The sequence below is a fragment of the Bradyrhizobium sp. LB14.3 genome, assembly GCF_040547985.1.
GTDB lineage: Bacteria > Pseudomonadota > Alphaproteobacteria > Rhizobiales > Xanthobacteraceae > Bradyrhizobium.
Map to the genome: position 1 here is coordinate 32585 of NZ_JBEPQT010000028.1, position 22762 is coordinate 55346.

At 64.3% G+C, this 22762-nt stretch carries 24 protein-coding genes; 10 read left to right on the forward strand and 14 right to left on the reverse strand.

Features of this window, described 5'->3' with window-relative positions:
• Positions 1-7: 7 nt before the first annotated feature.
• The 7 genes from ABIB00_RS32470 to ABIB00_RS32500 all read right to left on the reverse strand — a co-directional run bounded on the left by ABIB00_RS32470 (position 8) and on the right by ABIB00_RS32500 (position 5190).
• Positions 8-472 carry a GFA family protein gene (locus tag ABIB00_RS32470; RefSeq protein ID WP_354107164.1) on the reverse strand — a complete coding sequence of 155 codons (465 nt, stop codon included), beginning with the start codon at positions 470-472 and terminating at the stop codon, positions 8-10.
• A complete protein-coding gene (locus ABIB00_RS32475) occupies positions 469-2340 on the reverse strand; it encodes a methylmalonyl-CoA mutase family protein (protein ID WP_354107165.1) in 1872 nt (623 codons plus the stop codon). The genes ABIB00_RS32470 and ABIB00_RS32475 overlap by 4 nt, the downstream gene beginning before the upstream one ends.
• A gap of 81 nt (positions 2341-2421) precedes the next feature.
• Positions 2422-2913 carry a 2-amino-4-hydroxy-6-hydroxymethyldihydropteridine diphosphokinase gene (gene folK, locus ABIB00_RS32480; RefSeq protein ID WP_354107166.1) on the reverse strand — a complete coding sequence of 164 codons (492 nt, stop codon included), beginning with the start codon at positions 2911-2913 and terminating at the stop codon, positions 2422-2424.
• Position 2914: 1 nt separating this feature from the next.
• Positions 2915-3283, reverse strand: a complete 369-nt coding sequence (gene folB / locus ABIB00_RS32485) for a dihydroneopterin aldolase (protein WP_247349902.1) — start codon at positions 3281-3283, stop codon at positions 2915-2917.
• On the reverse strand, positions 3280-4140 hold the full coding sequence (folP, locus tag ABIB00_RS32490; protein WP_354107167.1) for a dihydropteroate synthase: 861 nt from the start codon (positions 4138-4140) through the stop codon (positions 3280-3282). The genes folB and folP overlap by 4 nt, the downstream gene beginning before the upstream one ends.
• 250 nt (positions 4141-4390) lie before the next feature.
• Positions 4391-4798 (reverse strand): DUF4332 domain-containing protein, encoded by a 408-nt coding sequence (locus ABIB00_RS32495; RefSeq protein WP_211394090.1) that lies wholly within the window; start codon positions 4796-4798, stop codon positions 4391-4393.
• A gap of 26 nt (positions 4799-4824) precedes the next feature.
• Positions 4825-5190, reverse strand: a complete 366-nt coding sequence (locus ABIB00_RS32500) for a DUF2267 domain-containing protein (RefSeq protein ID WP_247349904.1) — start codon at positions 5188-5190, stop codon at positions 4825-4827.
• A 348-nt stretch (positions 5191-5538) separates the two neighbouring features.
• Here ABIB00_RS32500 and ABIB00_RS32505 point away from each other — a divergent pair, with 348 nt between their 5' ends.
• The 3 genes from ABIB00_RS32505 to ABIB00_RS32515 all read left to right on the forward strand — a co-directional run bounded on the left by ABIB00_RS32505 (position 5539) and on the right by ABIB00_RS32515 (position 10050).
• Positions 5539-7164, forward strand: a complete 1626-nt coding sequence (locus ABIB00_RS32505; RefSeq protein WP_354107168.1) for a helicase HerA-like domain-containing protein — start codon at positions 5539-5541, stop codon at positions 7162-7164.
• Between the two features lie 145 nt (positions 7165-7309).
• Complete coding sequence (locus tag ABIB00_RS32510; RefSeq protein ID WP_354107169.1) at positions 7310-8638, forward strand: glycosyltransferase family 87 protein; 1329 nt, start codon at positions 7310-7312, stop codon at positions 8636-8638.
• A gap of 17 nt (positions 8639-8655) precedes the next feature.
• Positions 8656-10050 carry a M20/M25/M40 family metallo-hydrolase gene (locus tag ABIB00_RS32515; RefSeq protein ID WP_354107170.1) on the forward strand — a complete coding sequence of 465 codons (1395 nt, stop codon included), beginning with the start codon at positions 8656-8658 and terminating at the stop codon, positions 10048-10050.
• Positions 10051-10262: 212 nt separating this feature from the next.
• On the opposite strand, the gene ABIB00_RS32520 is transcribed toward ABIB00_RS32515, so the two are convergent.
• Together ABIB00_RS32520 and ABIB00_RS32525 are read right to left on the reverse strand one after the other, a co-directional pair.
• Positions 10263-11042, reverse strand: a complete 780-nt coding sequence (locus tag ABIB00_RS32520) for a class II aldolase/adducin family protein (RefSeq protein WP_354107171.1) — start codon at positions 11040-11042, stop codon at positions 10263-10265.
• A 113-nt stretch (positions 11043-11155) separates the two neighbouring features.
• Positions 11156-12805, reverse strand: coding sequence for an ArnT family glycosyltransferase (locus ABIB00_RS32525; protein WP_354107172.1), 1650 nt, complete (start codon positions 12803-12805; stop codon positions 11156-11158).
• A 313-nt stretch (positions 12806-13118) separates the two neighbouring features.
• Here ABIB00_RS32525 and ABIB00_RS32530 point away from each other — a divergent pair, with 313 nt between their 5' ends.
• Both ABIB00_RS32530 and ABIB00_RS32535 read left to right on the forward strand, forming a co-directional pair.
• Positions 13119-13985 carry a DUF308 domain-containing protein gene (locus ABIB00_RS32530; RefSeq protein ID WP_354107173.1) on the forward strand — a complete coding sequence of 289 codons (867 nt, stop codon included), beginning with the start codon at positions 13119-13121 and terminating at the stop codon, positions 13983-13985.
• A gap of 159 nt (positions 13986-14144) precedes the next feature.
• On the forward strand, positions 14145-14561 hold the full coding sequence (locus ABIB00_RS32535) for a Ros/MucR family transcriptional regulator (protein ID WP_036005917.1): 417 nt from the start codon (positions 14145-14147) through the stop codon (positions 14559-14561).
• A gap of 136 nt (positions 14562-14697) precedes the next feature.
• On the opposite strand, the gene ABIB00_RS32540 is transcribed toward ABIB00_RS32535, so the two are convergent.
• Entirely contained in the window at positions 14698-15129 is a 432-nt protein-coding gene (locus tag ABIB00_RS32540; RefSeq protein ID WP_354107174.1) for a SufE family protein, read from the reverse strand.
• A gap of 67 nt (positions 15130-15196) precedes the next feature.
• Positions 15197-15622: a DUF5330 domain-containing protein gene (locus tag ABIB00_RS32545; RefSeq protein ID WP_247349913.1), complete on the reverse strand. Its 426-nt coding sequence runs from the start codon at positions 15620-15622 to the stop codon at positions 15197-15199.
• A gap of 406 nt (positions 15623-16028) precedes the next feature.
• Here ABIB00_RS32545 and ABIB00_RS32550 point away from each other — a divergent pair, with 406 nt between their 5' ends.
• The 3 genes from ABIB00_RS32550 (at position 16029) to ABIB00_RS32560 (ending at position 19032) form a co-directional block, all read left to right on the forward strand.
• The gene (locus ABIB00_RS32550) at positions 16029-17924 is read left to right on the forward strand and encodes a sensor histidine kinase (protein WP_354107175.1); all 1896 of its coding nucleotides are present in this window, start codon (positions 16029-16031) and stop codon (positions 17922-17924) included.
• A complete protein-coding gene (locus ABIB00_RS32555; protein ID WP_354107176.1) occupies positions 17917-18618 on the forward strand; it encodes a peptidoglycan-binding domain-containing protein in 702 nt (233 codons plus the stop codon). The genes ABIB00_RS32550 and ABIB00_RS32555 overlap by 8 nt, the downstream gene beginning before the upstream one ends.
• Before the next feature lie 69 nt (positions 18619-18687).
• Positions 18688-19032 carry a DUF1491 family protein gene (locus ABIB00_RS32560; RefSeq protein ID WP_247447761.1) on the forward strand — a complete coding sequence of 115 codons (345 nt, stop codon included), beginning with the start codon at positions 18688-18690 and terminating at the stop codon, positions 19030-19032.
• Here ABIB00_RS32560 and ABIB00_RS32565 read toward each other — a convergent pair.
• Complete coding sequence (locus tag ABIB00_RS32565) at positions 19029-20003, reverse strand: DUF2336 domain-containing protein (RefSeq protein ID WP_354107177.1); 975 nt, start codon at positions 20001-20003, stop codon at positions 19029-19031. The genes ABIB00_RS32560 and ABIB00_RS32565 overlap by 4 nt on opposite strands.
• 254 nt (positions 20004-20257) lie before the next feature.
• Between ABIB00_RS32565 and ABIB00_RS32570 the strand changes: the two genes are divergently transcribed.
• Positions 20258-20446: a hypothetical protein gene (locus tag ABIB00_RS32570; RefSeq protein WP_354107178.1), complete on the forward strand. Its 189-nt coding sequence runs from the start codon at positions 20258-20260 to the stop codon at positions 20444-20446.
• Positions 20447-20462: 16 nt separating this feature from the next.
• Positions 20463-21224, forward strand: a complete 762-nt coding sequence (locus ABIB00_RS32575) for a hypothetical protein (RefSeq protein WP_354107179.1) — start codon at positions 20463-20465, stop codon at positions 21222-21224.
• Between the two features lie 14 nt (positions 21225-21238).
• Here ABIB00_RS32575 and arsC read toward each other — a convergent pair whose 3' ends face one another.
• Positions 21239-21640 (reverse strand): arsenate reductase (glutaredoxin), encoded by a 402-nt coding sequence (gene arsC / locus ABIB00_RS32580; RefSeq protein WP_354107180.1) that lies wholly within the window; start codon positions 21638-21640, stop codon positions 21239-21241.
• Positions 21641-21701: 61 nt separating this feature from the next.
• The gene (arsB, locus tag ABIB00_RS32585) at positions 21702-22757 is read right to left on the reverse strand and encodes an ACR3 family arsenite efflux transporter (RefSeq protein WP_354107181.1); all 1056 of its coding nucleotides are present in this window, start codon (positions 22755-22757) and stop codon (positions 21702-21704) included.
• Positions 22758-22762 lie beyond the last annotated feature (5 nt).

The window sequence follows — 22762 nt, forward strand, 5'->3', positions numbered from 1 at the left end:
TAGGCGCTCAATCATGGTCCGGATGCTGATGGCTCACGATGGTCGCCATCTTCTCCGGTCCGTAATTCTGCTGCGTGGTCTGGCTCGGCAAATTGGAGATGCCGACCACCCAGCCCAGGCGGGATTCGGTGCCGAACTGCCGCGTCGGCACGATCTGGTCGGGGCGGTCGAAGGCGCCGGTCATGATCTCGATCCGGTCGCCGTCGATGCGGCCAAAACTCAGCGGCGTGCCGCAGGCGGCGCAATAGCCGCGGTCGGCGATGGAGGAGGAGCGGAAGAACGACGGCTTCCCCTTGGTCCAGGAAAAATCCGTCCGGTTGATGTCGGCGAACGAGGCGAACGGCGCGCCGCTCGCCTTCTGGCACATCCGGCAGTGACAGATCGAAACCTTGTAAGGTGCTTCCGTCAATGCAAAGCGGACCGCGCCGCATTGGCAGCCGCCGGTGAGAACGGGTTTGCCTGCTTCCGTCATGGCTGCTCCATCCGTCGATAGGCGTCCTGCAATGTCGCAAGCGCATCGCCACCGGCGAAGACGAAGCCCGTGACGCCGGCGGCACGCAGCGCCGCCTCGGTATCCGTCGGGCGGCCTGCCAGATAGATAAGTCTGCTACCTGCGGTTTGCAGGGCCTTCGCCGTTGCTTCGGCATGTTCCGCATAAACCTTGTCACTGGAACAAAGGCAGGCGAACTCGGCGCCGGAGGCCTTGAACGCGACAGCTAACTGGGATGGATCGGCAAAGCCCTCGCTGTCGACGGCCTGAATGCCGCCGGTCTCGAACAAGCTTTTGGCAAAGGTCGCCCGCGCCGTGAAATCGGCGGGCGTGCCGAGATTGGCCAAAAACACTTTTGGGCGCGCGCCGCGCGCCTTCAACGCCGCGTCCGATTTGTCGCGCAGCGCCTCGAACGGTTCCGCCAGCCGGATCGGCGACAGCGCGTCGAACTTGTATTTTTGCTCGCCGTAGGGCGCGAGCGCGACCGGCGTCCCGTTCAGCACCGCCGTCTCGCGCTCATGCAGGTTCGGGAACTCGCTGGCGCCGGTCAACACGTCGCGGCGATTTGCGATGCTGGCCTCACGCGCTTTTCGCGCGGCCGCGACCTTGCCCTGGAACACGCCTTGCTGAAGAGCGGCAAAAGCGCCGCCGGCTTTCTCGCTCTCCTGGAACAGTGCCCAGGCCGCGTCGCAGAGCTGCGCCGTCAGCGTCTCGATGCCGCCTGCGCCCGCCGCCGGATCGCTGACCCTGGCGAGGTTGCTTTCTTCCAGCAGCACGGCTTGCGTGTTGCGGGCCACGCGCCGCGCGAACGGATCGGGCAGACCCAGCGCCAGCGTGTGCGGCAGCACGGTGATTGCGTTGGCGCCGGCGAGTCCCGCCGCAAACGTCGCCATGGTCGCGCGTAGTATGTTCACATCGGGATCGCGCTGCGTCAGCATGCGCCAAGCGGTATCGGCGGCGACGAACAATGGCCTTGGCGTCAGCCCGCACGCCGTCTCAATGCGCGCCCAGAGCAGCCGCAGCGCGCGGAATTTTGCCATGGTGAGGAACTGGTCTGCATCCGCCGCAAGCCGCGCATAGACCATGCCCTGCGCCTGCTCCAGCGGAACGCCGGTGCCTTCAATCGCGCGCAAATAGGCGACACCGCAGGCGAGCACAAAGGCGAGCTCCTGCGCCTCGGAGCCGCCGGCATCGTGGATCACGCGTCCGTCGGCCGAAGCAAACGGCCCCTTGAAGCCGAGCGCGACGAGGCCCTTGATGCCGCCGGTCACGGCAGGAACGATCTCCTCCCAGCTATAAGGGTTGTGGCCCCACACCGCGCCCGCCGCGAGCGGGTCGAGCCCGAAGCGGATGTCGCAGGCACCGGGATCGATGCCGTTGCCCTTCACATATTCCGCGAGATGGATCGCCGCCATCCGCGATTGCGGACCGATCTCAAGCTCGAGGCCGATGCCGGCATCGAGATGGACGTCCTTCAAGATCTTTGCGACTGCGTCTGCGGTCGGTTCCAGCCCGAACCCGTGGGCGCCATTGCCGCCGGCGAACACCAGTGCAAGCCCCGTCGCGCCATTTTCGAGATCGGTCAGAGCTTGCGCATTCGCCGCACTTGCATCGGGATGGTCGATCCGCTGCATGATCTGCCAGGGCGCCGCCGCCAGCCGCCCCACCACGGGCGCAACGCCTTTGGCGCGCGGATAGAGCGGTTCGATCCTGACACCGTCATAGGTCTTGCCGACCAGCTTTTCGAACGGCGCGCCCTTCAGCACGCCATCGACCAGCTTGCGCCAGTCTTCGACGGTCGCCTTGGGAAAATCCGCCGCCAGCGGCAGGTCGTCAGTCACGGAGGTCATACGGCCAAGGGCTCCCGGAAATCTTGTTGTGCGCGGGCGAAATTGCCACGGCCGGCCGTCCCTGCAAACGGTTGTTTTTGGTTAACCGGTATCCGGAAGCCGCTCAATGCCTTGCGCCGAGACGCTGGCTAGCCCGTCGCGCACACGAATGCCGGCGATCACGCGGTCGGGCGCAATCTCGGCCAGCGGCACCAGCACGAAGGCGCGCACGAACAGGCGCGGATGCGGCAACGTCAAATCGGGCTTCTGAAACGACACATCGTCATAGGCGATCATGTCGAGATCAAGCGTGCGCGGGCCCCAGCGCCGCTCCTTGTCGCGCGTGCGGCCGAATTTCTGCTCGACCTTCTGCATTACGAACAGCAGCGCGTGCGGATCGAGATCGGTCTCGATCTCGACGCAGGCGTTGATGAATGGATCCTGGTCTTCGTCGCCCCAAGGCGGCGTCGAATAGTCCGACGAGCGCGCGATCATCGCAGCTTGCGCCATGCCGCAGATATGGGCGATCGCCTTTTGGAACGTCGCGCGGACATTGCCGACATTGCCGCCGAGTGCGATCAGCACGCTTGCCATGTCAGGGCTGCCGCGAGCGCGTCAGCATGATGCCGACGTCGTCGAAGATCGCGGCGATCGGCGCATGCGGCTTGTGCACGGTAATCTTGACCGCACGGATGCGCGGAAAGTGCGACAGGATGGCGTCGGCCACCGCGCCGGCCGCGCGCTCCAGCAGCTTGTAATTGGTGTTCTTGAACGCGGCCGTCGTGGTCGCCACGACGTCGGCGTAGGACACGGTGTCGGCTAGCCGGTCGCTGCGCGAAGGCTCCGACAGGTCCGTATAAAGCTCGAGGTCGATGACAAAACGCTGGCCGACCTCGGTCTCGTGCTCCATCACGCCGTGACGGGCATGGATCGACAGGCCGGTTACGAAGATCGTATCGGTCATGGCTTGCTCTCGATTGCATGCGCCACTCGCAGGGCCTGCAAGGTCTCGGCGACATCATGGGTCCGGATGATTTTTGCGCCGCGCTGCGCGGCGATCAGATGCGCGGCGATCGAGCCGGCGAGCCGCTCTTTCGGCTCCGACGGCGACACCGAAGCGATGAAGCGCTTGCGCGACGCGCCGACCAGGACCGGCAGGCCGAACATGTCGAACTCACGCAACCGCGCCAGCGCGGTCATGCTCTGCTCGGCCGTCTTGCCGAAGCCGATGCCGGGATCGAGCACGATCTTGTCGCGGGCGATGCCGGCTTGTGCGGCGATGTCGAGCGAGCGCTGAAAGAACACGGTCATGTCCGCGATGATGTCGATAGCGGGAACGACGCTGTCGCGGTTGTGCATGACGATGACGGGGACGCCTTTGGCGGCCACCAGCGGCGCCATGCCGGCGTCGCGTTGCAGGCCCCAGACGTCGTTGGCGATCGCAGCGCCCTGAGCGAGCGCGAACGCCACCACCTCCGCCTTCATGCTGTCGATCGAGACCGGCACGCCGAGCGACACGACGCCTGCCAGCACCGGCTTGAGCCGTACCAGTTCGTCTTCCGCCGTGACCGGCCGGGCACCCTTGTAGGGTCGGGTGGACTCGGCACCGATATCGATGATGTCGACGCCTGCCTCGATCATGGCCCGCGCCCGCGCGATTGCCTGCTCGGGCGCGATGAATTCGCCGCCGTCGGAGAAGGAATCCGGGGTGATGTTGAGCACGCCCATCACCGCCGGGATCGGCCGCTCGAGAAGCGTCCGCAGCACGTCAGGCCCGACTGAACCGGCCGCCGGGACGGATGGGGAAAGCGAGGCATTCATGCGCGTCGCTTTGCGCGGTCGGGAAGGGGGAGTCAAGAAGGGAGGGGAGCGCAAATACGTGCCACTCTATCACCATTCTGAGCTGGCCGCTTCTTCAGCGGCCCTCGAAGGGCGACGGCCCGACGCTCTCCGAGTGGTGGCAGCGGTGGCCGTTCATCCTTCAAGGCTCTCCACAGGACGCGTCGCGTCCCGTGCCTCGCACCTCAACCGACAACCGCTTCGCGGTTGCGCGGGGATGACGGAGCTACCATCAATACGAAATCTTCGGCGGCAGCTTCTTCGCCTTGGCGATGATGTCGCCGACCGACTTCTCGGAAGGAAGGATGCGGAGCAGCTTTTTCTTTTCGTTGGCATCGCGCATGCTCTGGGCGAGCCTTGCCGGATTCCGATAGGAGAGCTCGCGCACGGTGGTGACGCCGGCGGCGCGGACCAGTCCGACCTTGGCCCTGCCCATGCCGGGGATACGCATGTAGTCGGAGACGTTGGCCCATTCCAACAGCAGCTGCTCGCTGATGCCGGTCTTGGCGGAGAGCGCCTTGCGGCCCTTCACGGTTGAGGCCGCTTCGAGCAGCGCGTCGGTTGTGCGGATACCTTGCGCCTTCAACTTGTTGGCGGCAAAGGTCGACAGGCCCTCAATCTCGGAGATCGGATATGTCATGATACTCGATATGAAATGCGCAAGCTTCAGGCGAACTGGCTGAGGCCCGGTGTCCCCGCGATGATCTTGCCCATCTGATCCGCTCCGATTTTGTCTCGGCCGAAGCGAAAAAGTTCACGGGCGACGTTCTGAATCTCGGACATGCCAAGTCCCAGGCCCATCAGGCGCGTGCCGACGGCCATCAGGCCGCCGCCCATCAGCCGCGACAGTCCGCCGCCGCTCCTGGACGCCTCGATTGCGGCCTCCGCACCGGGGATATGATCGATTAGGGTCTGGACACTGTCGGAAGGCCCCTCGTTGCGGAGGAAGCCCAGGATAATGCCGATCGTCTTTTCAGCGTCAGCACTATCTATGCTGGCGATTGTCGCCAGCCGTCCGATCAGCTCGTCCATATGGCCTGCCCCTCAGCCGGTTCACATGCCGGGTATTGTTTTCGAAAATGATCTTGAGCCGGTGCGATGTGAAATACAAGCGATGAACGCCACCAACGTTCCGATTCACTCTCGAACGCGCGGCAAGTGTTGCAGCTATGCAAGAGCGGAGATGGAATCGGCGAAAAAATGCCGCGGTGCAAATGCGTCGTTCCTACTTTCGACGGATGCTGCTCGCATGTTTCCGATAATGTCGCATGCTTGGAGCGCGTTGAATGGTTTTAATCGGCGCGCAACATGCGTTAAAGTACGGAACTGGTGCATTCGAGTTTCGATACGCGAAACACGGCAGAGAGATCAGAGAGAATAATGACCGCACAGGACAGCAAGCTCGGCGACACCGACGACAAGATCTTCGTCGGCAAGGGAGACGAGCAGGCGTGGCTGACGCTGGCGCTCGCCAATCGCCACGGCCTCGTCACGGGTGCAACGGGAACCGGCAAGACGGTGACGCTGCAAGTCATGGCGGAAGGATTTGCGCGCGCCGGCGTTCCGGTCTTCGCCTCCGACATCAAGGGTGACCTCTCCGGCATCTCCGAGGTTGGCGAAGCCAAAGACTTCATCCTCAAGCGCGCCACCGAGATGGGGCTGACATTCCAGCCCGACCAGTTCTCGACGGTGTTCTGGGACGTATTCGGCGAGCAGGGCCACCCGGTGCGGGCGACCGTCACGGAAATGGGCCCGCTGCTGCTTGCACGCATGCTCGACCTGAACGACGTGCAGGAAGGCGTGCTCAACGTCGCCTTCCGCGTCGCCGACGACAACGGCCTTGTCCTGATCGACATGAAAGATTTGCGGGCGCTGCTCGATGCCATCGTGCCCGACAGCGGCAAGAAGGGGCCGGACGCCGCGGCGGATCCGCTCGCCGAGATTCGCAAAGCCGCGCAGGGTTTTGGCAACGTCACCAAGGCGACCGTCGGCACCATCCAGCGCCAGCTTCTGGTGCTGGAGAACCAGGGCGGCACCAAATTCTTTGGCGAGCCGGCGCTGACGCTGAAAGACTTCATGAAGACCGACCGCGACGGTCGCGGCATGGTCAACATCCTCGTCGCCGACAAGCTGCTCCAGAGCCCACGGCTTTACGCGACATTCCTGCTGTGGATGTTGTCAGAACTGTTCGAGGAGCTGCCGGAGGCCGGCGATTTGCCAAAGCCGAAGCTGGTATTCTTCTTCGACGAGGCGCATCTGCTTTTCAACGACGCGCCCAAGGCGCTGATGGACAAGATCGAGCAGGTGGTGCGTCTGATCCGCTCCAAAGGCGTCGGCGTTTATTTCGTGACGCAAAACCCGGTCGACGTGCCCGACCGCGTGCTCGGGCAATTGGGCAACCGGGTGCAGCACGCGCTGCGCGCCTTCACGCCGCGCGACCAGAAGGCGGTCGCCGCCGCGGCCCAGACTTTTCGGCCCAACCCGAAGCTCGACACCGCCAAGGTGATCATGGAGCTCGGCAAGGGTGAGGCGCTGGTGTCCTTTCTCGAAGGCAACGGCACGCCCGCGATGGTCGAGCGGGTGATGATCCGGCCGCCCTCGGCCCGGATCGGACCGATTACGCCGGCAGAGCGGAAGGCGATCATGGATGCAAGCCCGGTGAAGGGCAAATACGACACCGCCGTTGATGATGAGTCCGCCTACGAGATGATCCAGCAGCGCATTGCCGGCACGGCCGCGCCTGCCGATCCAGGCGCGGCGGGCGGTGAAGGCGGCGGCATCCTCGGCCAGATCGGCTCGATCGTCGGCACCATCTTCGGCACCAACGTCAAGCGCGGCCGCCTGTCGACGGGCCAGGTCATCGCGCGCGACATGACCCGATCGGTGACCAACCAGGTGATCGGGGGGATGGCGGCCAATATCGGCAAATCGGTCGCCGGCAAGCTCGGTGGCTCGATCGGCCGCACGCTGGTCCGCGGCGCGCTCGGCGGCTTGCTGCGGCGCTAGGCATGTTGTCGCCATTTTAGGCCCTTCGCCGCATCAGGCCGTTTTCGGGAAGTTGCCTGATGCGCGACGGGAACAAATTCGGGTGAGGGGCTCTCCAAGCGTCCATCGGTCTGCTAGGTGCTATGGCCCATGACTGGACCACACCGTGACCTCACCTGAATCTTTCGCCGAACCCGGCGCACTCCGAACCCTGGCGCTGCGTGCGCCGCTCGACCTGCTCTTCCTGCTCTGCTGCTTCATCCTGGCCGCCGACGTCCTCGGTCCCGAGATCTTCGGGCATGGCAAGACCAAGGATTACGGGCTGTGGTACTGGGCCGGGCAGCAGGTCTTGCAGGGCGGGCCGCTCTATCCCGACGACATCCATGAGTACTTCGAGTTCATCTACCCACCGCTGCCGGCAATCCTGCTGGCGATCCCGAGCTGGTTCGGCAAGGTCGCGCTCTACACCGTGCTGTCGATCCTGAATATTGTGGCGTGGTGGTACACGGGAATGTTTTCCAACGCCATGACCGGCTCGGGCCACAGGCCCGGCCCCTGGCTGGAGGCGCTGCCCGCTTTCGTCACCGTGACTTTCGTGTTCGACATGTTCGATCTCGGCCAGCCGAACCTCGTCCTGCTGGCGATGATGCTCTACGGCTTCTGGAGCTTGCAGCATCAGCGCTCCTGGCTTGCAGGCTTCATGTTCGCGCTCGCCACCGCCATCAAGGTGTTTCCCATTGCGGTGCTGCCCTATCTGGTCTGGCGACGGAAGTGGGGGGCCGCCGTTGCAACAATTGCCTTCACCGGCATGCTTCTCTATGTCGTGCCGGCACCCATTCGCGGCTTCGAGCGCAATGCCGCCGAGCTCAAGACCTGGTATCAGGGCATGGTCGGGTCGAGCTCGGAAAAGGGATTTGGCCAGCGCGACGAGCAGAACTGGTCGTGGGTGAACCAGTCCCTCATTGCTGTCACGCACCGGCTGGTCCGGCCGATCAACTACAATCAGGAAGATGCCAACAAGCCGCCGCGCACGATCAATGTCATCGACGTCGATTACAGGACGGCGAACTGGATCGTGCTGGTGCTGTCGGCGTTGCTCGGACTCGCCTTCGTCGCGGTCATGCCACGGCAGGGGCGGCGAACGGCGCGGTCGGACGCCGAAGAGCTCGGCATCCTGTTCTGCCTGATGACGGTGGCATCACCCCTGGCGCGGCAATACTACTTCATGTGGCTGTTCTTCCCGATGACGGTGCTGATGCATCGCGCCGCCTTCGACGAGCGGGCGAACGTACGCCTGGGAACCTGGCTCGCCCTAGGCGCCGCCGGCGTGCTCATGCTGCTGTCGCTGCCGTGGTTTCCCAATGTCTTTCAAGCCTGGGGCAATAACCTCGTCGCCACGGCGGTCCTCGCAGGTAGCCTCGCATGGCACATCCGCCATCCGCCGGATGCGGCTGGTCCCAAGGCCGCGGCAGCGCTAAAAGCCAAGACATCTTGAACGCAGGGAACACGACCATGGCCAATGCACAGCTTCAATCCGTGCTCGACCACATCGACAAGGATTTCGACAACAGCCTGGAGCGTCTGTTCTCGCTGTTGCGGATCAAGTCGATCTCCGCCGATCCCGCCTTCGCGGCGGATTGCAAGGCGGCGGCCGAACATCTGGCCAAGGACATCGCGAGCCTCGGCGTTGCGACTGAAGTGAGGCCGACCGCCGGCCATCCCGCGGTCGTCGGCAAGAGTGTCGCCGGTGGCCGGCCGCATGTGCTGTTCTACGGTCACTACGACGTGCAGCCCGTCGATCCGCTCGATCTCTGGCACCGTCCGCCATTCGAGCCTGTTGTCACCGACCATGCCGACGGCCGCAAGATCATCGTCGCGCGCGGCGCCGAAGACGACAAAGGCCAGGTCATGACCTTCGTCGAGGCCTGCCGCGCCTGGAAGAAGGTGACGGGCTCGCTGCCGATTGACGTCACTTTCCTGATCGAAGGCGAGGAAGAGGTCGGCTCGAAGAATTTCGTGCCATTCATCGAAGCCAACAAGGCCGAGTTTGGGGCGGACTACGTGCTGGTCTGCGACACCGGCATGTGGGATCGCGACACGCCGGCTATCACGACATCGTTGCGCGGCCTGCTCTATGAAGAGCTGAAGATCACCGCCGCCAATCGCGACCTGCACTCCGGCGTGTTCGGCGGTACGGCGATGAACCCGATCCGGGTGCTGACCAAAATTCTGGGCAGCCTGTTCGACGACGACAACCGCATCACCATCCCCGGCTTCTATGACGGCGTGAAGGACGCACCGCCGGACATTCTCGCGCAGTGGAAGAAGCTCGACTTCACGCCGGCGACGTTCCTCAAGCCAGTCGGGCTATCGATACCGGCCGGCGAGAAGGGCCGGCTCCTGGTCGAGCAGGCTTCCACGCGTCCGACCTGCGACGTCAACGGCATCTGGGGCGGCTATATCGGCGAGGGCTCCAAGACGGTGATCCCGTCACACGCATCGGCAAAGGTGTCGTTCCGATTGGTCGAAGGCCAGGATCCCGCGAAGATCCGCAAGGCTTTCCGCGAGTATGTGTCGGCGCGGATTCCGGGAGATTGCAGAGTTGAATTCGGCGACCATTCCGCCGGGCCTGCGATTGCGCTCGACTGGAACATGAAGCCGCTCGCCGCAGCCAAGACCGCGCTGACCGAGGAATGGGGCAAGGAGACCGTGCTGATGGGATCGGGCGCCTCGATCCCGATCGTCGCCGACTTCAAGCGCGCGCTGGGGCTCGACTCGCTGCTCGTCGGTTTCGGCCTCGACGACGACAACATCCACTCGCCGAACGAGAAGTACGATCTGCGCAGCTTCCAGAAAGGCATCCGCTCCTGGGCCCGCATCCTCGCCGCGCTCGCGGAGGTGAAGTAGGGACGCCCCCTATCCCCGTCATTGCGAGCGAAGCGAAGCAATCCAGTATCCCTCCGTGGAAACAGTCTGGATTGCTTCGTCGCAAAAGCTCCTCGCAATGACGAGCAGAGAAGGCCGCACCAAATAAAAACGCCGCCCGGAATTGGGCGGCGTTTCATTCGAAAAGGTGTAGAGGTTAGTTGACCGCTACCTTACACCAAATCCGGAAAATCTCAAGACCGGTAGCCCGGAAGCTCGCGGTCGAGCTTGCGGAGCAACGGCGGCCACACCAGGTTGGTGGCGCGCAGCTCGGCGCGGTCGCGGTTGGCGAGCAGCTCGGTGTTCTTGTCGATCGCGATGTCGTCGACCGGATAGACCGGCGTGCCCAGCGCGCGCGTACACACCTGCATCGAGCAGGCGCGCTCGAGGTGATACATGCGCTCGAAGGCCGAGGCGACCGAGCGGCCGACCGTCATCGTGCCGTGGTTGCGCAGCAGCATGTGGTTATGGTCGCCGAGATCCTTCTGGAGCCGCGGCCGCTCGTCATGGTCGAGCGCGATGCCTTCATAGTCGTGATAGGCGAGGTCGTGGGTGACGAGCTGGGCGGTCTGGTTCAGCGGCAGCAGGCCTTCGGCGCTGCTCGACACCGCGGTGCCGTCGAGGGTGTGGAGATGCAGCACGCAGATCGCGTCCTCGCGCACCTCGTGGATCGCCGAATGGATGGTGAAGCCAGCCGGGTTGATGCTGTACTCGCTCTCGGAGAGCTGGTTGCCGTGCAGATCGACCTTGACGAGGCTCGACGCCGTGATCTCGTCGAACATCAGCCCGTAGGGATTGATGAGAAAATGATGCTCGGGGCCGGGTACGCGCGCGGAGATGTGCGTGTCGACCAGATCGTCCCAGCCGTAGAGCGAGACAAGCCGATAGCAGGCGGCGAGATTGACCCGTTGCTGCCACTCGGCCTCCGTCATGTTCGAGGGCACTTCCTTCAGACGCGCTTCCGCTGGCGACATGGCCTATCTCTCCGAACACCGTTGTTGCGGAGCGGAAGCGTAGTCTTGGTGATGGTCGGCGGCAAGGCGCTGAAAGCGCGGCAGTTAGGCGTGGCCCGCATAGAGAAAAATTATTACGGCGCCGGGATCGAGAGCAGGCTGGAAATGCTGCTGCCGCGGATGTCGTAGACGCGGGCGAACACCACGTCGTCGCGTTTGATCTCGACCAGCACGGGCGCGGTGAGGCCCTTGCAGTAGAACTCACCGAGCGTCATGGCGAAATCGGCGGCATGGGAATCCCAGCCGATGGTGAAGTCGGGGCCGAGCGCGACCTGGGCGGGGCGCTGCGGGCCGCACACGGCGACCTTCCATTTGCGGTTGCGCGGCGGCACTTCCTGGCGCTCGACGAGCTGCTCACGCAATTCGTCGGAGGCCTGCTTCAGCGCGAGACCCCAATAATCCAGCATGAAGCGATCGTCGGCGCCGCGCACGGTGCCGGCGATGTGGTTGAAGTGGGTGTATTGATACGGATGCAGCCGGATCATCTCGGCGAGCGAGAGCGCAAGGCCAAAGCAGAAGGTCGCGAGCACGACCGGCTGCCAGGTGCGGTGATTGGCGCGCAGGCGCTCCATGGCCCAGCCAAAGGCGACGCCGCCGAGCACCGCCATCGGCGGGATCACGAAGACGAAGTGGCGGATGCCGTTGTACAACGCCGGCCGCTTCACCATCGCGATCGCGAGCGGCAGGGTCGCGGCGAGCGTCAGCATCAAGAGGATGGTCTTGCGGCGGGCGGGAATCTCGCGGCGCGGCAGCATCGCGAAGGTGCCGATCACGGCGCCGAACATCAGCACCAGCATCACTTCGGGCAGTTGAAGCGCGAACAGCGTCGGCAGATAGGACCAGGGCATGTCGGGCACGGACACGATCGCGCCGTCGAACATCTCCTTCCAGGGCTTCTCGAAGAAGTGCGAGAAGTAGGTCAGCGCCTCGAAGGGATTGCCGGGCTCCATGATCGACCACGGCCAGATCAGCCCCATCACGAGGTAGCCGAGCACGAGGCCGGGCAGCAACAAATAGACGACATGAGCGAAGCGGCGGACCGATTCGCGCAGACCCTCGCTACGCAGTTCCTCCAAGAACAGCGGCATGAAGCCGATCACGGCATAGACCAGCGCAAGGCCGCCAAGGATGCGGGTGCCGAGCGAGAGGCCGGCGCCAAGGCCGACGATCAGGATCGTGCGCGGCGAAGGCTGCGGATATTCTTCGGCGAGGCGGACCAGACCCAGCATCAGGATGATCATGGCCACCGCGAAGGGCGCATCCTTCGGATTCATGAACATGTGGCCGTAGAAGATCGGGCAGAGTGCGAGCAGCAGGAGCGAGGCAAGTCCCGCAAGGGGGCCGCTGATGCGGCGGCCGAGCCGCCACGTCACCGCAAGCCCGATCACGCCGACGACCGCGCCGACCAGACGCCGCGTCTCGAACAACTCGAGCGGAATCACCTTGTGCAGGAGAGCCGCGACCATGTCGAAGCCGCCGCCATACATATAGAGGTTGGCGAAGGAGAGTGCCGCGGTGTCCTTGAAGCCGGAACCGAACATGCGCAGCAACAGGTCGGCATATTCAGCGTGGGTGTAGTCGTCCCAGCCGAGCCCGTAGTCGCGGAAGGTCAAGCCTGCAATGACGGCGACCGCAGCCAGCACCAGCATGGCGAGATCGTCGCAAGTCCGTTCAACCGAGCGCCGCAGAGGCGTGTCGATCGCCGAAGTCGTGATGGATGTCATGGCTATTGGTGACCCGGAATCCCCGCTTGGCCCTGCTGGTGCGCGCGGGCCTGCTCCCCGGAATCCCTATAGCGCAGTTCCATTACCAAGTAATTGGGCATTATGGCTAAATTCCTGATGCGACGCAGCAAATCCGACCAACTTGAGAGCTACTTAGAACTAGCGATCCGTAGCTGAAGGGAATGTGAATAAGTGCCTGATATCCTTCCCTTCAGGAACAGAGGCTTCAATTCGACGTTGGCGTGGAACACGGTATGACGGTATCGTGGCGTGACGGGTGTCGCGTATGGCTGCGCGGCCGGGGGTGAGTTAGATGGCGTTGGTATTGTTGATCGCGGGGATTTTCGCCGTTCTGGCGGGCCTCCTTGCGATCTTGTTTGGCTTTACCGTCAGGGAATTCAGTCTCGGCAGCACCCTCATAATCTCAGGTACGGTCGGCGTCTGCTCCGGGATGTTACTGGCCGGCCTCTACGTCGTGATCGCGGAACTGAAGGGCATCGCGCGCCGGCTGGCTGGATCAGTCGCACCGTCCGATGTTCGGGTCAGCCCCGTCCTGCCGGGCCCCGGGATGCCTGGAACGCCCGCGCCCGAGCCGGTGGGCGCAGCGAAGATCGAGCCGACGCCGCCATTGCCTGCCTCAGGGCCGCCGCCGTGGCAGAACGAAGCGGCCGCGCGAGAGCGTCCGCGCGTCGAGCCGTCGCCGGAGCCGGAAGTTCCGGTCCTGCCTGAGGCTGCGGAACCGCCGCGCCGGCGTAACCTGATGTTCGCCTCGACCTCCCGCAAGGAGCGCGAGCGCGCGGAGGCGAAGGGCGGCGAGGGCGTGCCGCCGCTGCCGCATGCGGAGCCGCCGGCGGCGCCTGACGCACCGGATGGTCCGCCTGCGAGCTTTGACGACGCCTGGCCGAAGCCGGACCGTATGAGGCCTCAGGAGCCGCCGGCCGCCTCGCGGCGCCCGCCGCCGCGCTCGCCGTCGACCTTCGCGGAGGCTGCTCCTCCACCTGCACCCGAGCCGGCTCCAGCGGTCGAGCAGGCGCCCGTGACCGTGCTCAAATCCGGCATCGTCGATGGCATGGGCTATTCGCTCTATTCCGACGGCTCGATCGAAGCGCAGATGCCCGAGGGCATGATGCGCTTTGCCTCGATCGACGAGCTGCGCGCCCATCTCGACCAGCGGTCCTGAGATCTGCTGCAGGCAAGTAAAGCGTGGCTATTCTTGTCGCACCGCCAGTAAATCAGTCCAGCCTCGTCAGTCATCTCATTTCAGCCGAACGTATTGTTGACACGGAATACTTCCGCGTCGTCAATCCCGTGAGACGCAAGGTCGAGAAAGGTCGGGCCCATGTCGGATGCCGGGGCTAAGAATTTCATTGAGCTGACGGCGAGCATCGTGTCGGCCTATCTCAGCAACAATCCGACGCCTGCGGCTGAGATTCCGAACCTGATCAGCCAGGTGCACGGTGCCCTGGTGCGGGTGTCGTCAGGCCGCACCGAGACAGCGCCGCTCGAGCCGGCGAAGCCGGCGGTCTCGCTGAAGAAGTCGATCGCGCCGGATTATCTGGTCTGTCTGGAAGACGGCAAGCGCTTCAAGTCGCTAAAGCGCCATCTGCGCACCCAGTACAACATGACGCCGGAGCAATACCGCGAGAAATGGGGCCTGCCTGCCGACTATCCCATGGTCGCGCCGAACTATGCGGTGGCCCGCTCGCAGCTTGCGAAGCAGATGGGACTGGGGCAGCAGCAGCGGAAGCGGAAGTAGAGCCGCTGTTACATCAGCTCACTCGGCCCTCATCCTGAGGAGCCCGCAAAGCGGGCGTCTCGAAGGACGGCCGCGAGCGAGAGCGGGGCCGTCATGGTTCGAGACGCGCGTTCCGCGCTCCTCACCAGGAGGGTCCTCATGACGCTTCCGCGAGCGCTTCTTTCGCGTCGGTCTTGATACGTTCGACCATCGAGCGCAGGCCGTTGGAACGCTGTGGCGTCAGATGATCGCGAAAGCCGAACTCGTCGAACACGGCAATGGCGTCAGTCGCAAGAATCTCCCGCGGCGTGCGGCCGGAGTAAAGCGACAGCACGATCGCGACCAGCCCGCGCACGATGTGGGCGTCACTGTCGCCGCGATATTTCAGGATCGGCGCGCCGCCATGGCGATGATCGATCAGCTTCTGGAGCCAGACCTGGCTGACACAGCCGTTCACCTTGTTCTCGGCCGAATGCTCAGCCTCGGACATCGGTTCCAGGGTGCGGCCGAGCTCGATGACGTACCGGTAGCGGTCGTCCCACTCGTCCAGAATCTCGAAATTGTCCCTGATTTCGTCGATCGTCGTCATGCTGGCCCGTGTTCCCGTTCAGGCCAATATAGGGACGCAAGGCCGTGAAATCGATAGGGTTTGGGGGCTAATTCGCTGGCGCAGGCGGCGGGCCGCGCCATTCCAGCGCAAGGTCGTCCTGGGACAGGGTGTCGCGCGGGGCTTCGCTCGTAGCAGTGTCGCCTTCGCCGGCCAGCGCGATCGAGCCGGTGTGGTCGGGCGCCTTCTTGTCGGGCTTCTCGAGCTGCTCTTTCTTGTCGTTGATGATCTGGTAGATCTTGCGCGCGCCGTCCTGTGCGCGCTGGCCGATGATGGTTGCGGCCTGTCCGCCGACCTCGCAGGCCGCGGGCTGGCGCTTGCAGAACTGGGTCATGTCGGAGACGGCCGCGGTCGCAGCCTGCACCGCGTCGGCGGCGCCGATCTGCGGCAGCTTGTCCGATTCGGGCGTCTTGTCCCGCGGCAGGAGCACCAGCACCAGCCCGAGCCAGAATGTGATGCGAAGCAGAAAGCGCATCTTGCGACCTGTATGTTAGATCCCGCCGCGGCATCTCCGCGGATGTCGGACCTAGCAACTCTCGATAAATCGCAAGTGATTGCCTTCCGCTTAATTCGCAGAAAATTTACGCAAAAATCTTCGAAATCGAGGGTCTCGTAAATTTTCGATTGACGCCCACGCCCGTGATTCTGCCGGCACGCCCATCCACCATTTCGAAACCATGCGGATCACGGTGAAACCCTGTGTTCACCATTCTTGCCGATGACGTCGTCAAATCGTCTAAAAAGCCCCGCGATGACACGGTGTCCGGCGGCACGCCGCATCGCCTTAGTGTTCGTTTAAGGTCGCTCTGACACGGTGACCTCACGATAAGGAGAGGCGTTCCGGCACGTCTTCTCGACGAGTAAGCCGAAGCGCGAGATCCGTGACAGTTTTGAGTATCATCCGCGATTGTCTCGATGCGCTGCTGCATCCCTCCGCGCGTTACGACGCGCTGACGCGAGCACGCCATCGTGCCTTCATGGCGCCGCGTCTGCTCGGCAGCCTGGCCGCCTTTGCCGCATTCCCGGTCTATCTCGCCATGCGCGGCGCGCCGAGCGCGATCGAGGTCGCCGCCTTTGCCTGGCTGATCGCGCCGATCCTGTTGTCCTGGTTCCTGTCGCGCACCGGGCGCTATGAAGGCGCGCATGTGCTGTCGTCGCTGGCGCTCGCGGGCCTGATCATGGCGGTTGCGGTTACGACCGGCGGCATCGAATCATTCGCCGCGATCTGGCTGGTCGTGGTTCCCCTCGAAGCTGCGTTGTCGGCCTCGCGCCGTGTCGCGGCCTTTGCCTCGCTGCTTGCACTGTCCTGCGCCGGCATCCTCATCCTTGTCAGCCAGCTCGGCTGGCTGCCGATTGGCGACACCAGCGCCGCGGAGCGCGGCGTGCTGATGGCGTTCGGCGTCGCCTCGGCGACCCTCTATGCCGCAGGCCTCGCCTTCGGGGCGGAATCGCTCGCGCGCACCAGCTTTGCGCTGCTGTTGCGTGAGGAAGAGCGTTACCGCCTGCTGGCGCGGAACATGAGCGACGTCATCTCGCGGCATCGGCGCAACGGCGCGGTGCAGTTCATCTCGCCGGCGGTGGAAGCCATGCTCGGCGTGCCCGTCGCGCAACTGCTCGGCCACGGCCTGTTCGACCGGGTCCATGTCGCCGATCGTCCGGCGTATCTGACGGCGCTGTCCGATGCCGCGCGCGGCGACGTGCGCAGTGTCGAGTTCCGGTTGCGCCGGGAGCCTGTCGGCTCGGAGCGTGGCCAAATTGATTTCATCTGGGTCGAGTTGCGCTGTCGCCCGCTCGATCAGGATGCGGGCCGTGATGCCACGCGCGAGGCCGATGTCGTCGCCGTGATGCGCGATGTCACCGACCGCAAGCTTTCCGAGCAGGCGCTCGATCGGGCGCGCAGCGCCGCCGAGGAGGCCGACGCCGCCAAGACGCGCTTCCTCGCCACCATGAGCCACGAACTGCGCACGCCGCTCAACGCCATCATCGGCTTCTCCGAGATGATCGCGCAGGAACAGACCTTGATGCTGGGCGCGGCCCAGCGCAGGGAATACGCCCAGCTCATCAACGATTCCGGCCAGCATCTGCTCTCGGTCGTCAACGGCATCCTGGACATGTCCAAGATGGAATCGGGCAATTTCGAGATTGCCTCCGAGCCGTTCGCGCCGCGTGCATCGGTGATGCATTGCTGCAATCTGCTGGCGCTGAAGGCGCGGGAGAACGGCGTCGATCTCGTCACCGATGCGCCGCAGGACCTGCCTTTCATGACCGGCGATCCGCGCGCCTTCAAGCAGATCGTGCTCAACCTCGTCGCCAACGCCATCAAATTCACCGAGCGCGGCGGTCAGGTCACCGTAACAGCCGCGGTGTCGGGCTCGCAGCTTGCGCTAGGCATCAGCGACACCGGAATCGGCATCGCGCCTGACGATCTCAAGCGCGTCGGCGCGCCGTTCTTCCAGGCCGGCAAGACTTATCAGCGCCGTCACGAAGGAACCGGCCTCGGACTTTCGATCGTGAAGAGCCTCGTGGCGTTGCATCTTGGCGAATTGACGGTACAAAGCAGGCTTGGCGAGGGCACCGCCGTCACCGTCAAGCTGCCGCTCGTCTACACGCCGCCACAGGCCAAGACCTCTGATCAAAAGACGTCTGATGAAAAGACTTCCGATCAAAAGACGTCTGAGGCGAGCGAGAGCAAGATCGCGACGCTGACGCCGGTGCCGCGTCAGGAATCTCACGACCAAGTTCAGGACCAACCCGCTCTGGTGAAGAAAAGTGCCTAAGAAGTCTGCCAAGGACGAAGCCGCTCCGCGCCGCCGTGGCGCCAAGGCCGCGGTGATCGACGTCGAAACCGAGCGCAATCTCGTGGTGCGAGTGCTGCTGCACAGCCCGAAGGATACGCTGGCCGGTCTCGTCGCCGTTGCCGCCATCAGCGCGATCGTTGCCAATGCGCTGTTCCTCCAGACCGGCCGGCATCCGGCGCCGATGTTCGGCACCGTGATCAATCTTCCTGCGCCGTCATCCCTGCCGTTGTCGAACCCCTTGCCGCGTCCGCGTCCCGTCGGCGCCGATACCTCGCCGCTCGAGCCGAGAGCGACGGAGTTTCGTGCCGAGCCCAGACCTGCGGAGAAGGCCCCGGAGAAGCCGGTTGAGGCGACCGCATCGACGCCGCGCTCAGGCGATCCCATGACCAATCTGGTCAAGCAAACGGCGTCGGTGCCGCCGTCCGTCGCCATCGCGCGTCCGCCCGCGCCGATTCCGGTGCAGCAGAGCCCGGCCGCGCGGCGTATCGCCGGTGTGCAGCGCGCGCTGTCCGAATACGGCTACGGGAATTTGAAAGTCACGGGCGCGATGAGCGGCGAGACCCAGTCCGCGATCCAGAAATTCGAGCGCGAGCACAAGATGCAGGTCACCGGTCAGGTGTCCGACCGCCTGCTGCGCGAGCTCGGCGCCGCGATCGGCCACCCCGTCGAATAAGCATCAGGCTTCGCAGGGTCCGAAGCCCGAAGGCTGGTGCTCATTGCAGCCCTGGCCTATCGTGCGCCCATGCGATTAAAATCAAACATCTGGGTCTCAGCCTATCTGCGCCGGTGCCAGACCGAGGGCGTGTTCGGCGCGGTGCGCCGTCGCGGGGCCGAGGAGGCGGGCGCGGTGTTCGTGAAGGTGTCGCTGCTCGACGGCAATGCGATGCTCTACGCACCGGCGCCGCAGACCGTCTATGACGATGGCCGGCCGGTCGATCGCTTCTTCGTGCCGGTTGCGCCGCAGCCCTTGCCTGAGCACACCATCGAGGAACGGCTGACCAAGGAAATCCGCTTCGATCAGGACGTCTGGATCGTCGAGACCGAAGACCGCGCCGGGCGGCATTTCCTCGAGCTGGCGAAGGCCTAACGATCCGACCCGTCGGTGCCCGTCCGCACCGCAGGCGCGGAGCCGGGCTGCACGCCCGGGCGCGTCTGGCTTGCGCCCGCACGCGCGCGCTGACGATCGCTGTCATGCAGCGACGGCTGGTACTTCGCGCGGGTGACGGCGAGTGTCGAGCCGCGCCAGGCGGCCAGCAACACCAGCGCCGAGCGATCGCTGAGGCGATCGTAGAGCCGCGACAGCCGGTACACGTCGGTCACGGAGTTGCCGATCTCCGGCTTGAAGAACAGCAAGATGCGCTGGAACACAGGACTCGGCATGTCGAGCGCGCGCGCCGCGACAGCGAGCGCTTCACCGCTTGCATCGTCGACGATCTGGGCTGCGACGCGCGAGGGCAGGATCAGGCTGTCGCCGAGCTCGAAGGTGAAATTCTCGACATCGCCCGCGATCGCCGCCATCTCCAGGATCTGGATCGCGCGCTTGGCACGCACGGTCGGAATCCGCGGCGCGGCCTTCAGCGGGGTCTGCGCCAGATTGTGCAGGATCAGCGCGCGCTCGGAGGCGCCGGCGTGGAAGAACATGTCGTGGATCTCGGCCGCGTCCTTTGGCTGCATCGCCATGTTCGAGGCCATGCGCTGCTCGGCCTCGGTTGGCGTGCGAACCGGGGAGGGGGCAGGCGGAGCTACCGGGATTTCGCGCGCAAGCGGAACCCTGCGGCCCTCCTGCGCGGCCGACAGTCCGAGCTTCTGCATGATCGGGGCGGGCGTCGAGGGATAGATCGCAAGCCGCGCCTTGACGGCCGCGCGCGTCGCGTCGTCGACCTGGTCGATCAACCGCATGGCAAGCTCGACGAACTGGCGCTGCTCGTCGTCGCTGTGGGTGCTCGACTGAACATAGAGGTCGGTCAGCACGCGCAGCAGCGTCGGACGAACATCGACGCCTTCGCGACGGGAGAGGGACATCAGTCCGTCGAATCCTGGAAACAGCGACTTGGTCATGGAGAGATACGCGACCTGGAAAAGATACTGGCAGTCAGCCTATCGCGGGCTCCTTTAAAGGCTCGTTAAGGAAAACGAGGCGTGAAGCCCGATGCGCGTTTTGAAGCGTTCCGTGCCGCAAGGGGACGGTAGGTCCGGCCCGTGCGGTTACGGTCCGGCCGGCACGTTTACACCCCGTTAACCATGAACTGATCTTAATGAATGCATGTTGCATAAGCGCGCCGGGTCGCGCGGCAATTGATAGAGAGCTGATCATGGGGACCATTATCGAATTTCCGGCCGGTCGCCGGGTGGGCGCGTCGGGTGACGTGGTTCCGCGCGCGGACATGGGAACGATTCTGATTCTCCCCGTGATCCGCATCGAGCGCGAGAGCGATGAGCCCAGCGGCGATCACGGGCCGGAGCAGGGCACAGCGCCGGGGCGCCGTCGTCGTCGCCGCTAACATCCGGCCTTTTGCAATGCCGGAAAACCTCCGCCAGATCCGGCCCGTCGTAACGGCCATCCTGCTCGTATCGCTGGGCGCTGCGCTCGCCGCCTGCAGCGGCGGTGATTTCGGCCGGACCCGCGCCGACATGCGCAGCGACGACATGCATCGCTGGCTGGGCGCTGAAGTCACCTCCAGCGTCGGCCTGAAGCCGTCGCAATTCCAGCTCACCGACGAAGAGCGCCAGCTTCGCGACCTCGCCTATCCCCTGATCGAGCCGCCACTGTCGCGGCCCGCCTGGAAGAGCGTGTTCGGCGACTACAAAGCGCTGCCCTCGCCCTGGCGGCAAAAGATCGTGTTCGACCGCACCATGTACGGACGCACGCTGATCGACGAGCCGCACCGTTCGCATTCCTCGCGCTATGCGCAGCTGATCGAGGACGTGCGCAATGACATCACTCGCTTCGAGCCGTTCTTCGGCTCTGCGATCCGCGTCATCGACCTCGACAAGAAGCGCAACGCCAGCATGGCGCGCGTCTCCAACCTCTCGCCGAAGGAGAAGGAGGACGCGGTCGAGCGCATGCAGGAGAATTCGCTGATCATCCAGTGGGTGCAGCAATGCCTCGAGCAGCGCGTCTCGTCGTATCGCTGGGGTCTGGAGCGGCTGGTGATCCAGGCGCCCGACGGCATGGCCGCCGATGCCGATCGGCTGATCGGCGAACTCGCCGCCCAGACCGCCAACCCGCCGGTCGCGGCCCAGCCGCCGTACGGCCGCGCGGTCGTCTCGAAGGGCTAGAATTTCTCGCGAACCTACTTGGCCTCGACCACCTCGCCATCCTCTTTCACGAACCGGCCGACGGGATTGTCCAGGAGATCGATGACGGCTTCCGAGGGCCGGCACAAGCGTGTGCCCCTGGGCGTCACCACGATCGGACGGTTGATCAGGATGGGGTGCGCGAGCATCTGGTCGATCAGCTCGTCGTCCGTCCATTTCGGCTCGTCGAGGCCGAGATCGCGATAGGGCGTGCCTTTCTCCCGCAGAAGCGCGCGAGCGGAGATGCCCAGGGCCTTGATCAGCTCGACCAGCTTTTTGCGGGATGGCGGCGTCTTCAGATATTCGATGACGACGGGCTCGGCGCCGCTCTGCCGGATCATCGCCAGCGTGTTGCGCGAGGTGCCGCAGGCGGGGTTGTGATAGATCGTCACGCTCATGATCGGGCCTCCACGACAGTTGCGGGCTCGCGCGCATCGGCATAGCGAATAGATGGTGTCGTCATTGCCGGACCTCAACCGCAGTGGCCGCCTTGCCAGCGCCTGCCTCGTACCAGCCTCTGGTCGCCTTCACGATGCGGACGACGGATAGCATCACCGGCACTTCGACGAGAACGCCGACCACAGTTGCAAGCGCTGCGCCGGAGTCCAGACCGAACAAGCTGATCGCGGCAGCGACTGCCAACTCGAAGAAGTTGCTCGCGCCGATCAGCGCTGCTGGAGCGGCGACGCACCAGGCCACGCCAAACCGCCGGCTGAGCCAATACGCCAGGCCCGCATTGAAATAAACCTGGACGAGGATCGGCACCGCGAGGATCGCGATCACGCCCGGCTGTCTGACGATCTGCTCTCCCTGAAAGCCGAATAGGAGAACCAACGTCGCCAGAAGCGCAACGAGCGAAAGAGGTTGCAGCGTCCGCAGGCTGCGGGCGAATGCAGCTCCCCCCTTTTGCAGCAGCATCCTTCGCCACACTTGCGCGACGATCCCGGGGACCACGATGTATAGCAAGACCGACAGGAGCAACGTGCCCCAGGGGACGCTGATGGAGGCCACCCCGAGCAGCAGTCCCACGAGCGGTGCGAACAGGAAAACCATAATCACGTCGTTGAGCGCGACTTGGCTCAAAGTGTAGTGAGGCTCGCCTTCGCACAGGTTGGACCATACGAACACCATGGCGGTGCAAGGCGCGGCGGCCAGCAGGATCAGGCCCGCGATGTAGGACGAGATCTGGCCCGCCGGCAGCATCGGTGCGAACACATGGCCGATGAACAACGAGCCCAGCAGTGCCATCGAGAATGGCTTTACGGCCCAGTTGATGAAAAGGGTAACGCCCACGCCGCGCCGATGCTCACGGACTTGGCCCAATGAGCCGAAATCAATCTTCAGCAGCATCGGCACGATCATGAGCCAGATGAGCGCCGCAACCGGCAGGTTGACCTTGGCAACCTCAGCGGTCGCGACCGCAGCAAAGAAGCCTGGCAAGACATGTCCCAGCGCTACGCCGGCCACGATGCAAAGCGCAACCCAGAGAGTAAGGTATCGTTCGAAGAGTCCCATGGGCT